Source organism: Pedobacter sp. KH_004, assembly GCF_057840755.1.
Genome location: NZ_CM174519.1, coordinates 4085745 through 4098470, shown reverse-complemented (window position 1 = coordinate 4098470; position 12726 = coordinate 4085745). Strand labels below are relative to the sequence as shown.

Sequence of the window (12726 nt, the reverse complement as noted above, 5' to 3'; positions counted from 1 at the left end):
ATAATCAGAATATTCAAAATTTTGGAAACCGTTTACGTAGATAAAAACCTAGAGCTAGTTAAAGCATGCATGCAGGGCAGCCGGGCAGCACAGTTTGATTTATACAAACTGTATGCAAAGGCGATGTATAATGTGGCGTTACGAATTCTGAATTATGAAGAAGAGGCTGAAGATGTTTTACAAGAATCTTTTTTAGATGCATTTACCAGGATTGTAGATTTTAGACAGGAAACTACTTTCGGGCTTTGGCTCAAGCAGATTGTAATCAACAAATCGATCAATTATCTGCGCAAGCGTAAATTTGAATTTGTTGGAACGGAAGAGTTATCAGAAATACCTGATGAAATTTCTGCCGATGAATATGAAGTGAAATTGCAAGCCGACGAGGTTAGGAATGCCATTTCAGAACTTCCCGATGGCTATAGAGTGGTATTAAGTTTGTATCTATTAGAAGGTTACGACCACGAAGAAATTGCACATATTTTAAAAATAAGCGAAAACACAAGTCGCACACAATACATGAGGGCGAAGAAAAAGTTAAAAAGTATTTTAGAACAGAAAGGGATGAGAGATGAATAATAGATTAGAAACTTTTGTTAAAGAAAACCGGAAGGCTTTTGATGTAATGGAGCCTCCCGTGGGGCTTTGGGCCAAAATAGAGCTAGAGTTAGATTCAAAACAAAATCAAGTAAAACAAGATAAAAAAAAACCTGTAAAGCTGTATTTATGGATGAGTGTAGCCGCCAGTTTGGTAGTGGTTTTCGGTTTAGTGTGGTTGTACGCCGGAAGGTTGCAAAACAAAGATTTAGAAATCGCTGATGTTAACGAAGCCTACGCAAAGAAAGAGGTTCATTTTACGGGATTAATCACCGAGAAAAGAGATAGCCTGGCCATTTTCGCATCGGCAAACCCAGAGCTTTATAAGAAATTTACTGCTGATTTGGCGAAATTAGATGAAGAATATGAACGTTTAAGATTGGAGCTTCCGACATCGCCTAACCAAACTTTCGTAGTTAAAGCAATGGTTAAAAACCGCGAAATCCAGTTGCAACTTTTAAAACAACAATTGCTAATCATTAATCAGGTAGACGATTATAAAAAAGTAAATCAGATTTAGAAGAAGTAAAAAGTCAACAGTAGAAAGTGTAAAGTTTTGGAACCCAGTCTTGATACTTGATACTAACTACTGATACTAATAAAATACGCTCACAACATTTCAAAGCAAAACCGGTCGGCGGGTGGAGCCAAATAAATGTTTAACAATTAACAACATGAAAACAATTAAAATATTTTTAGCCTTAGTGGCTTTGATTGCCGGAAAAGCGAATGCGCAACAGACTGTAGTGGTAACAACATCAAACAATACCTATGCAGTGAATAAAACTTCGGTATCTCTTAACAATAATGTAACTGTGAGCGCCGATGTTCAATCGGGTGCTGATGCCGAACGGTCGAAAAGTTTTTCAAAAAGCTTTAGCGTTGATAATAGCGATAAAGTAAACTTGAACAATCAATATGGCTCTGTCGTGGTAAAAACCTGGGATAGAAAAGAAGTTAAAGTAGATATAGACATTAAAGCGTTTAGCAATTCGGATAATGATGTGCAGAAATTGCTGGATGCTGTAAATATTGATGCTACTAAAAGTGGTGATGTGGTTTCGATAAGAACCAATTTGGCGGATAGAAGTGGCCGTTGGGGAAGAGGTGTAAGAAATGGGGTAACTACCTGGCGACGAGAAGTGAAAATTAATTATGTGGTATACATGCCGGCCTCAAACCCGCTGTCTGTTTTGCAGCAATATGGTAATGTTGAAGTAGGGAATTTCTCCGGACCAACCTCATTAAAAGTACAATATGGAAACTTGGTTGCAGGAAATTTAAATAACAGCAACAATTACATTAATGTTCAGTACGGCAAGTGCGATATTCAGGATATGAATGCTGCTGTAGTTAAACATGAATACAACGGCCCGGTAACTATTGGTGCTGTAGGAACTTTAGAGTTAGATGCTGAGTACGTTGGCGTAAATATCAACACCATCCGAAGATCGGCAGATATCAAAGTCCAGTACGGTAAAGGTTTAACAGTAGGTAACATTGGCGGAAACCTGCTGTTAAGTGCCGAATATGCTAAAGTAAACATCAACACTGTAAAAGGGAATACTGTAGTTAAACAGGCTTATGGCGATTTAAATATTGCTGCAGCGGGCAAAATAGCAGTTAATGCAGAATATTCAAATGTAAATCTGGGTACGCTTAATGGCGATGCCAATATTAATATGGATTACAACAGGTTAAACGTAAACGAAATTACTCCAGCCTGCAAAAGCTTCACTTTCGGGGGCGAATATGTTTCCGTAGGGCTTGGTTTCGCTGATCGATTTAATGGGAACTTCAACGTTTCAACTTCATATGCAGGCTTTAAATATGGCGCTAATGTTACCTCCAGTTTAGTGAGCAGGGATGACGAAACCAAAAAATATGCAGGCAAAATTGGTAGCGGCGGTGGAGCAAATGTTAACGTTAAAACCGAATACGGTTCAATTACTTTTAAATAGTTTTTAGAGGCCAGCTTAATTGCAATGATCGCCATTTGGGCTAAGCCGAGAAATTTTTGCACAAGAAAATAATCACCAAACAAACTAAGAGTCTTGCTGGAAATTCAGTAAGACTTTTTTGTTTAATGTTGCATTGGCGTATTTGATTTATCTTTGCTGCTCATGAAAACATATTTTTTCTGTTTCATTCTCCTTCCTGGCTTCAGCACCAAAGCACAAGAGGCTCCAGTAGAATGGACTACTCAAGAAACTTTTTTCCAAGAATTGATAGGAAAAGATTTACCTTATTTCAAAGACTTGAGGTCTAATCGCAAAATGTTTTCAAAACAAGTTTGAACAATCAAATAGTGGTGATTAATTTCTGGTTTGAAAACTGTCCGCCGTGTATTGCAGAGATGCCAGAACTGAATAAATTAGTCGAGAAATATGCTTAGAAAGGCGTTCGTTTCATAGGCATTGCACAAGATGCTCCACTTTCAGCAAAATATTTTCAAGCGAAGAACAATTATCAATGCGAAATTGTAAGTTGAAGCAAGGCTGATATCGCAAAGCTTAATATTAACAACGGCTTCCCTTCAAATATTCTAGTAGATAGAAACTGTAAAATCATAGCCGCAATGGCTAACATCTCTTTTGTTGATCAAGAATTCAAAGAAAAATCAATTCTATTTGAAGAGAGGCTGCTACAAGCACTCGGTAATAATCGGTCATGATTTAAATTCGATGTTCCTTATTGCTAAGCATTAAGGGTAAATACTTACCTTGCTTAACCATCAGCACCTCCCTAATATGAAGTCATCTCCTGCTATAAAAATGTACTTGACATTCGGCGCCGCCGTGGTCTGGTTTGCTTTAGTTTTGCAATTTATAGTGAGTTTAAAAGCTGCTGAATATGATTTTCTATCAACTACTGAATTATACTTATCCTTTTTTACCATTACTACAAACATCACAGTAGCCATTTGCCTTACTACAATAATTCTGTTTAGCAAAACTAAATTAGGAGTATTCTTTTCCCAGCCATCAACACAAACAGCAATAACGGTTTACATTGTTGTAGTAGGCATAATTTACAATGTTTTGTTACGGGGTTTACTTAGCCCTGTGGGATGGGCCAGGGTTGCTGACGAATTGCTCCATGTTGTTAACCCATTAATATTTCTAGGGTTTTGGATGTTATTCGTCAACAAGCAAACGCTGCAATATAAAGCTGCTTTCGTTTGGCTGCTTTATCCATTGGCCTACATTATGTTTATTGTCATCCGTGGATATTTAATCAACCAGTACCCTTACCCGTTTATCAATGTGGTTGATTTGGGCTATCCAAAAGCTCTAGCGAACGCCTTCGGCTGCCTGTTTCTTTTTTGGATACTTTCCTTATTGCTGATTTGGGTTGGGAAGAAGCTTGCTAAACGTTAAAGTACATATTCTTCGTTGATGGGTTTTATAGGCTCAGGAATTTCATTTTCCTCCATCATTTGCAGCAGATTAATTTCAATTGTTCTGGTAATCTGATTTAATGGAATTCCTGCAGAATTATTCTCAAACGGATCAACCAGGCTCATTCCATTGATTTGGGTAGATACAAAAACAAACCCAATTAACCAGCCTAAAAATATTGACGCCGGTCCTGCATCCTGACTGATTACTAAAGTAAAAGTAACCACGAATAACCAAATAAAAACCTTTGTTAAATAGGAATAGGTAGTTGGAAAAATGGTGTTTTTTATCCTTTCGCTCATCCCCATCGAATCCGAGAAACGCACTAACATTTCGTTAATTTCAATAAATCTAAACCCATCAATATGGTTTCCTTTCGACAACCTTTGCAGGTCTCGCGATTGAATATTTAAAATAGCATTATGCGCATTGTTATGCTTTTCAATTTCCTTCAGATCTTCTTTGGGTAGGTACTTGATGTATATCTCATCAACGGTTCCTCGCAGGCTTGCCTTTAAAGCATATAAAAATGCAATATGCCTACAAATCATCCGCTTTGCGGTAGCCGGGTCTTCGTCAACATAATTAAGCAAAGCCCTTGTAAAAGACCGTGAATCATTTACCAGTGCACCCCAAATTTTGCGGGCTTCCCACCACCTGTCGTAAGCCTGGTTATTATTAAAACCGATAAAAAATGCTATCGCTGTACCCAAAACAGTTGGAATAATGGTCGGGATGACGAAATGGTGGGCAATCAGATATTCTCTAATGAAGTATGCTGCGGTGCAGGAAGCGATCATGATTAAATCAACATGCCAGGTATTTCTTAAAATTCTACTAAGTCTAATGTTTTGTATTAAAAGCATATCATGTTTAATGGAGATTGAAAATACAAAACAAATGCTGAAATGTTTGCTTGTGTAACAAATATAGTTACTAAGAGCGCAGGTTGCCGATTGTCATGCAAATGTTTATATTGGGAAACCAAATATTCCTAACATCTCATGAGCGAAACTTCACCAAAGAACAATATCTTTAAAGTAATCGGTGCCTCGTCACTCGGCACATTAATCGAATGGTATGATTTCTACATTTTCGGCAGCTTAGCTGTTATTATTGGCCATCAACTTTTTCCAGAGGATGCAGGTGCTTCAGCTTTAATTAATACATTAGCTATTTTTGCAGCAGGATTTATCGTGCGACCATTTGGTGCATTGGTTTTTGGTCGTCTGGGCGATTTAATTGGCCGAAAATATACGTTCCTGTTAACCTTAGTATTAATGGGTGGGTCTACTTTTTTTATCGGTTTAATTCCATCTTACAAAAGCATCGGCTATGCAGCGCCTATTTTAGTGCTGATTTTACGCTTAATTCAAGGCTTGGCGCTTGGTGGCGAATATGGTGGTGCTGCAACTTATGTAGCGGAGCACGCACCAAAAGATAAACGCGGATTTTTTACCAGCTGGATTCAAACTACGGCTACTTTAGGGCTGTTTTTGTCGCTCGGCGTTATTGTGATTACCAAGAACATTTTGGGTGCCGAAACTTTTGGCGACTGGGGCTGGAGAATCCCATTCCTCCTTTCTATTTTATTGGTTGTAGTGTCTATCTATATCCGGATGAAGATGCACGAATCGCCTATGTTTTCTAAGTTGAAAGCAGAAGGCAACATCTCTAAAAATCCATTGAAAGAAAGTTTCAATAACAAAGCCAATTTTAAAATGGTGCTGCTCGCCCTTTTTGGAGCAACGATGGGGCAGGGTGTAATTTGGTATACGGGTCAATTTTATGCGCAATCGTTTTTAGAAAATACCTGTAAGCTAGATTTTAACGATTCACGCTATATTTTACTTTGGGGAATTGCTTTTGCGACACCTTTTTTTGTAATATTCGGAGCCTGGAGCGACAAAGTTGGCCGGAAGTGGATCATGTTGAGTGGAATGCTTTTGGGCATCATCTTTTATCGCCCAATCTATCAAACATTTTTAGATGATACCGATTTTAGCAAGGTAGAACAAAGCGATATTTTAACCTCAAAAGCTCTCCCTTCAAGCGCCTTGTTAATTGCCAACAGCACTGATAGCTTAAGAACTTCGGCTACTCAAATAATTCTGAAAAATGGAGCGAGCTTTAACATGGTAAAAACGGATACCGTATCGAGTCAGCGGGGCATCCTTTCGGGAGGCGAAATGTTAAAAGACAAAGTGCTGCCAATACCCGTTTTTTGGAAATTTGTAGGCCTGATTTTCTTTCAGATTTTACTGGTAACCATGGTTTATGGTCCAATTGCTGCATTTCTGGTTGAGCTTTTCCCGACAAAAATCCGCTACACTTCTATGTCGCTTCCATATCACATTGGCAATGGTGTTTTCGGGGGATTAGTACCTTTTATTGCTACCTTAATTGCCAGTTTTGCTGGTTCAACGCCATTGTCTGGTTTATGGTATCCCATCGGAATTGCCGCATTGAGCTTGATCATAGGAACCATTTATCTATCAAACAAAAAGGACGACAGTATTAACGATTAAATATTTTACAATGAATGCGTTAAAGAAATTTTTAGGTTTAGTTTGGATGATTTTAGGGCCGGTTGCGATGACTTTTTTGTTTATTCAGGCGGTAGAAAAAGTGGGCTTAACCCATACTGATATTGAACGAACAAATACCATGTTACAATGGGGGATTATTCTTTTTATCTTCTTGCCGATTAGTTTAGGGCTGATGATTTTTGGGTTTTATGCATGGAAGGGCGAATACGAACGTTTGCCGGAAAGTTCTGAGGATATTTAGCATTTTTCCACGGAAACACGGATTGCCACGGAAAAATAACATTCAAGGCTTAGGTTGACGGCTATGGTTTATAATGAGCGCAGGCGTAAAGGCTTGAGACTTATACTTGAACTTTTATAAAACCCGTAACAACAAACCCTTCAAATATTCTCCTTCAGAAAAAGAAATTCTAACCGGGTGATCTTCAGGTTGACAAAACTGCTTAATGATTTGAACTTCTTTACCTGCATCAAGCGCTGCCCACGCAATAATTTGCTTGAAAGTTTCGATATCTACGGCGCCAGAACAAGAGAAAGTCGCCAGTAAACCGCCCTTCTCCAGCAAAAGCATACCTAATCTATTCAAATCTTTGTAGGCTCTTGCCGCTCTATCCAAGGCCGAACGGGATGGTGCATATTTTGGTGGATCGAGTACAATGACATCAAATAATTCGCCCGACTCTTTAAAAACTCTCAACTGTTTATTTACATCAGATTGGATGGCTGTAACTTTGGTGGGATCAAATTTGTTAAGCGCTACATTTTGTTTAAGGGTTTCTACGGCTAAGCCAGAACTGTCTACACTGGTAATACTGGCTGCCTCATTTGCTAAACTATTTAAGCTGAAACCGCCACTGTAACTAAAGCAATCCAATACTTTTTTGCCTTTGGTATAACTGGCTAATATTTTTCTGTTGTCGCGTTGATCGCAATAAAAGCCAGATTTTTGACCTTCGGCGATGTTGATATGATAAGCAATACCGTTCTCTTTAACTTCTAAGAACTCAGGTGGGTTTTCACCCCAAAGCAAGCCGTTTTCAATTGGTAAACCCTCATGCGTACGGGCAGTAGCATCGCTCTTATCAAAGATCCCTTTAGGTTGAAGTTCCGCTTTTAAGATCTCAACAATATCATTTTTAACGCTTTCAATTCCTGAACTCAAAATTTGTAGAGAGAGAAAACCAGCATATTTATCGACGATTAAGCCAGGTAAAAAATCAGCTTCGCTGAATACTAAACGGCAAGTATTGGTTTGCTCATTAAGAATAAACTGACGGGAAGCAATAGCCTGTTTCAAACGATTTTCGTACCATTTTTTGTCGATAGTTTGTGTTTCATCCCATTCTAATAAACGAACGGCAACTCTAGAATTACTGTTGAAATAGCCATAGGCAAGAAATTCATTATCAAAGGCGGAAACTTTAACCACTTCTCCATTTTCAGGCTTTCCTTTTACCTTTTCAAGTGCGCCCGAAAATACCCATGGATGTCTTTGTAGTGCAGCTTTTTCTTTCCCCTTTTTTAATACGATTTCTACCATGCTGCAAAGGTAATAATTAGTTTGGAGTTGGGACTTTAAAGTGTTGAGTGTAGAAGCTTGAGCCTGTCCTAGTTTTTAATCACGTCTGATTAATTAAACTTTATAACGCATATCGCAAGAACGCCTTACAACTAGCGGTTTACAAGAATCTGTTTCCGATGTTTTTCTGCATTCTTACCAGTTCAGTATCAAGAATTTTAGTCTCAAATTCGGTAATTTCCCTTTTAGCCTCAATCATAGAGATTAAAAGTTCAGTGGCTACTTGTCCCATTTCAAAGGCGGGCTGTTTAACAGATGTTAGGGAAGGAGAAAATAATTCGACCAAATTGGAATTAGTGAAACCGGCAATGGCAATTTTATGAGCAACCTCTGGATTGGTTTTTTTTAAAGCCATGAGACAACCGGTGGTTAACCTATCGCTTGAGATAAAAATACCATCCGGTTTATAAGGCAAAAGTTCTTTTACTGCTTGCTCAAGTTCTGCAGAATGCATTCCTCCGTGCTGACAATATTTTACCAATTCAGGCTTAAATTCAATATGATATTTGGCCAAAGCCGCCTGATAGCCTTTTAAACGCTCTTTGGTGATGGATAAATTTTCAGAATTCGTTAAATGTGCAATCGTTCTCTTCCCCGATAAAATCAGGTGTTCAGTAGCATCAAAAGAACCTTTGAAGTTGTTGGCAATCACTTTGTGCGTGTCAAAATCTTCCGGTACACGATCAAAAAAAACAATAGGCAATCCTTTTGAATATAAATTCCGGAGATAAGTGATGTCTTGCGTTTCCGACGAAAGTGCGATTAGCAAACCATCAATCGATCTTGATGCAAGATGCTCTACGTTAAGTTTTTCTTGCTTGTATGACTCATGGGTTTGAGAAATAATTACGTGGTAGCCTCGATCATATGCAATGGATTCGATGCCATTTATCACCTGTGAAAAAAAGTTGTTGGCAATCTCACTAACAATAATGCCGATGGAATAACTGCGCCTTTCCTTCAAGCTCCGGGCGATTGGATTGGCCCGATAATTTACCTTTTCCGCATAAGCTAAAACAAGTTTTTTGGTTTCTTCACTAATCTCATAACGATCTCGCAAAGCTCTGGAAACCGTCGAGGTTGATAGTCCGAGCGCCTTGGCGATGTCTTTTATGGTGGAAGTTTCAAATCTCATTTTATGGTAATGCGAACAAGTTACAAAAAATATCTTTTATGGCATTCTTGACACCCATATTAATAAGCGTTAAAATGACGTTTTTGGGAACGTTTGCACACTTTTTTAGTTAAATCTGATTTCAAACCATTTTAAGTTTGTAAAATTGTTATATCATTCTAACCAAATATTAACCAACAAAAATATGCTGCAATAGAATTATATATTCTTTCTGCAATGAATTACCCAATTCTTTAGCAATCAACTATTCAATAAAATTAATAATTATGAGCAAATTTCTACTCGTTTTATCATTTCTATCTGTTTTTGTGTTTTCTGTAGCCAGGGCGCAAACCAAGCAGTTTACGGGAACGGTTAAAGACAAGACAGACGGACAACCTTTGGTGGGCGTTAGTGTAACCGTAAAAGATTCGAAAACTGGCGGCAGTACCGATGCAAATGGCGTATTTAAAGTTACTGTGCCCCAAAAGGGCGGAGTGCTTACGTTTACCTACATTGGGTATAAAACTCGGACCATCACACTTGCTGATCAAAGCAAATTGGATATCACTTTAGAAGAAGATGCCAATACACTGCAAGAAGTAACTGTTAACATTGGTTATGGTGTGGTTAGGAAGAAAGATTTAACCGGAGCAGTTTCTTCTGTTGGTGCAGATGTAATTGCAGCAGCGCCAGTTTCTTCAGCATTAGAAGCCATCCAAGGTCGGGTAGCTGGGATTAACATTGCCACTACCGAAGGTTCTCCCGATGCAGATTTAGTGGTTCGTGTTCGCGGTGGCGGGTCAATTACCGGTGATAACTCTCCACTTTATATTGTTGATGGTTTCCCGGTTGCATCGATCGCTGATATAGCCCCACAAGATATCGAAACTATTGATGTATTAAAAGACGCATCATCTACCGCAATTTATGGGTCGAGGGGTGCAAACGGTGTAATTTTGGTTACAACAAAAAACAGTAAAGATGGTAAAACATCGGTAAGTTACAACGTTTTTACGGGCGTTAAGCAGTTGGCTAATAAACTTGATGTTTTAACGCCAATTGACTATGTTACCTGGCAGTACGAAAGGGCGGCTTTAGACAAGACACCAAATGACTACACTCAATATTTTGGCAACTATCAAGACATTGATTTGTATAGAAATGTGCCTGCTAACGATTGGCAGGAAATTATTTTCGGGCGCACCGGAACTACCTTTAACCAAAACATAAACATTAGCGGTGGTGGCGAAAAAACGAAGTACAGCTTAAGCCATAGTTTTGTCAAAGACAAAGCCATTATGCAACTTTCAGACTTTGAAAGACAGAACATCAACTTCAAATTAAATCACAAATTATACAAAGGCTTAACCCTTGATTTTGGTTTGAGATACGCGGATGCAAAAACGAAAGGTGGTGGTGCAAATGAACAAAATGAGGTTTCTTCTGCCGATTCCCGATTGAAAAATGCCATGCTTTATCCATCATTTCCAGTTCCGGGATTAACCACTACTACCGAAACGGATGATGAATTTAATCTATACAATCCACTGATTTCTATTTCTGATAATGATCAGTATGTGCATCGAAAAACCTACAATATCAATGGTGCAATAAGCTATGATATCATCGAAAATTTAAGATTAAGGTCTGAAGTGGGTTATGATGGTTTCAGAAATGACATGGATCGCTTTTATGGCAACACCACCTATTACGTTAGAAATGTGCCGTCAGCGGAGAACCAGAATCTTCCGGCGATTATATTCACCAATACCAATAGAAACAGTATCAGAAACACCAATACCTTAAATTATAATTTCAGTAAAATTTTAGGTAAAGATCATAACCTGAATATGTTGTTGGGGCAGGAATTTATTAAAACAGAATTAGGTGTTTTAACCAACGTGGTACATGGATTTCCAAAATCTTTTGGTTTTCAGGAAGCACGAGTATTATCAACGCAAGGAAAAGCCAACTCAATTGACAATAACTTTTCTCCTGATGATAAATTACTTTCATTTTTTGGAAGGGCAAACTATGATTTTCAGGGTAAATACCTGTTAAGCGCCACATTTAGAGCAGATGGCTCATCTAAATTTTCTCCTGAAAATCGATGGGGATATTTTCCTTCAGTTTCTGGAGCCTGGAGAGTTTCGCAGGAAGACTTTATGAAAGGAACCAAATCATGGCTAACAGATTTGAAACTAAGAGCAAGTTACGGTACGGCTGGTAACAATAATATTCCTCCCGGGCAAATGAACCAAACTTTCCAAAACTCGGTAACCACTTGGGTAAATGGCTTTAATAACTACTGGGCAGCATCAAAAACAATGGCGAATCCAGATTTGAAGTGGGAAACTACAGTGACTAAAAATATCGGATTGGATTTTTCATTATTCAATTATCAACTTACCGGTACCATTGATGCCTATTTAAACCGTACGAAAGATTTGTTGCTTCAATTTCCGGTTGCTGGTACTGGTTATGATTTTCAATATCGCAATATCGGCGAAACACAGAACAAAGGACTGGAGTTTTCATTGAACTGGAATGCCATTAAAAAAACAAATTTTGATTTGAGTTTTAGTGCCAACATCAACTTCAACAGAAACAAAATCATCTCATTAGGCGCAATTAAAAACATCAATGGTACATCCAATTGGGCATCCACAGAAATTAATGTTGATTATTTAGTGGAAGAAGGATCATCAGTTGGCAGAATTTATGGCTACCGCAATGCAGGAAGATATGAAGTTTCTGATTTTTCTGGATTCAACTCAACTACCGGTACCTGGACCTTAAAGCCAGGCGTAGTTGATGGTAAGGAATTTTTAGGAACGATTCGTCCGGGTACAATGAAGATTGAAGACCTTTCTGGTGATGGCAAAATAGATCTTTCAGACAGAACGGTTATCGGAAATGCAAACCCATTAAATACCGGAGGTTTTTCAGTTAATTCCAGAATTTATGGCTTCGATATTGGTGCTTACTTCAATTGGAGTTATGGTAATGATATTTACAATGCCAATAAAATCGAATATACATCAACCAGTAAATACAATTCTAGAAATATGATTTCGATTATGGAAAGTGGCAGCCGTTGGAACAATCTTCGTGCTGATGGAACCATCAGTAACGACCCTGCTGAACTTACAGCGATGAATGCGAATACTACTTTATGGTCGCCATATATGAAGACTTTCGTTTTAAGCGATTGGGCTGTAGAAGATGGATCTTTCTTGCGTTTATCTACATTAACATTGGGCTATACATTGCCATCAAAAATATCTGAAAAGCTGAAAATGAAAAAATTAAGGGTTTATGCTTCTGCCTATAACCTTTGGTTATTAACAAATTACACAGGTTTCGATCCAGAGGTGTCTACCCGCCGTAGAACCAACCTTACGCCGGGAGTAGATTACTCGGCTTACCCTAAAAGTCAGTCGTTTGTGTTTGGTTTAAATGTTAATTTCTAATTTTTAAGAA

Annotated in this window: 11 protein-coding genes; 8 read left to right on the top strand and 3 right to left on the bottom strand. The window is 38.3% G+C overall.

Features of this window, described 5'->3' with window-relative positions:
- Positions 1-21: 21 nt before the first annotated feature.
- From AC3ITD_RS17640 to AC3ITD_RS17620, 5 genes are all read left to right on the top strand, one after another.
- Positions 22-579 carry an RNA polymerase sigma factor gene (locus AC3ITD_RS17640; RefSeq protein WP_265799626.1) on the top strand — a complete coding sequence of 186 codons (558 nt, stop codon included), beginning with the start codon at positions 22-24 and terminating at the stop codon, positions 577-579.
- Positions 572-1117 carry a hypothetical protein gene (locus AC3ITD_RS17635; protein ID WP_265799627.1) on the top strand — a complete coding sequence of 182 codons (546 nt, stop codon included), beginning with the start codon at positions 572-574 and terminating at the stop codon, positions 1115-1117. The genes AC3ITD_RS17640 and AC3ITD_RS17635 overlap by 8 nt, the downstream gene beginning before the upstream one ends.
- Before the next feature lie 154 nt (positions 1118-1271).
- Entirely contained in the window at positions 1272-2558 is a 1287-nt protein-coding gene (locus tag AC3ITD_RS17630) for a hypothetical protein (protein WP_489361685.1), read from the top strand.
- A 332-nt stretch (positions 2559-2890) separates the two neighbouring features.
- On the top strand, positions 2891-2992 hold the full coding sequence (locus tag AC3ITD_RS17625; RefSeq protein ID WP_489361683.1) for a TlpA family protein disulfide reductase: 102 nt from the start codon (positions 2891-2893) through the stop codon (positions 2990-2992).
- Positions 2993-3371: 379 nt separating this feature from the next.
- Positions 3372-3977, top strand: a complete 606-nt coding sequence (locus AC3ITD_RS17620) for a Pr6Pr family membrane protein (RefSeq protein ID WP_265799629.1) — start codon at positions 3372-3374, stop codon at positions 3975-3977.
- On the opposite strand, the gene AC3ITD_RS17615 is transcribed toward AC3ITD_RS17620, so the two are convergent.
- The gene (locus tag AC3ITD_RS17615; RefSeq protein WP_265799630.1) at positions 3974-4864 is read right to left on the bottom strand and encodes a bestrophin family protein; all 891 of its coding nucleotides are present in this window, start codon (positions 4862-4864) and stop codon (positions 3974-3976) included. The two genes, AC3ITD_RS17620 and AC3ITD_RS17615, sit on opposite strands and share 4 nt — an antisense overlap.
- Before the next feature lie 138 nt (positions 4865-5002).
- Between AC3ITD_RS17615 and AC3ITD_RS17610 the strand changes: the two genes are divergently transcribed.
- Positions 5003-6526, top strand: coding sequence for an MFS transporter (locus tag AC3ITD_RS17610; RefSeq protein WP_489361681.1), 1524 nt, complete (start codon positions 5003-5005; stop codon positions 6524-6526).
- 10 nt (positions 6527-6536) lie between these two features.
- Entirely contained in the window at positions 6537-6788 is a 252-nt protein-coding gene (locus AC3ITD_RS17605; protein ID WP_265799632.1) for a DUF6814 family protein, read from the top strand.
- Positions 6789-6902: 114 nt separating this feature from the next.
- On the opposite strand, the gene AC3ITD_RS17600 is transcribed toward AC3ITD_RS17605, so the two are convergent.
- Together AC3ITD_RS17600 and AC3ITD_RS17595 are read right to left on the bottom strand one after the other, a co-directional pair.
- Complete coding sequence (locus AC3ITD_RS17600; RefSeq protein ID WP_489361678.1) at positions 6903-8087, bottom strand: class I SAM-dependent rRNA methyltransferase; 1185 nt, start codon at positions 8085-8087, stop codon at positions 6903-6905.
- A gap of 139 nt (positions 8088-8226) precedes the next feature.
- Entirely contained in the window at positions 8227-9261 is a 1035-nt protein-coding gene (locus AC3ITD_RS17595) for a LacI family DNA-binding transcriptional regulator (RefSeq protein WP_265799634.1), read from the bottom strand.
- Positions 9262-9527: 266 nt separating this feature from the next.
- Here AC3ITD_RS17595 and AC3ITD_RS17590 point away from each other — a divergent pair, with 266 nt between their 5' ends.
- The gene (locus AC3ITD_RS17590; RefSeq protein WP_489361676.1) at positions 9528-12716 is read left to right on the top strand and encodes a SusC/RagA family TonB-linked outer membrane protein; all 3189 of its coding nucleotides are present in this window, start codon (positions 9528-9530) and stop codon (positions 12714-12716) included.
- Positions 12717-12726 lie beyond the last annotated feature (10 nt).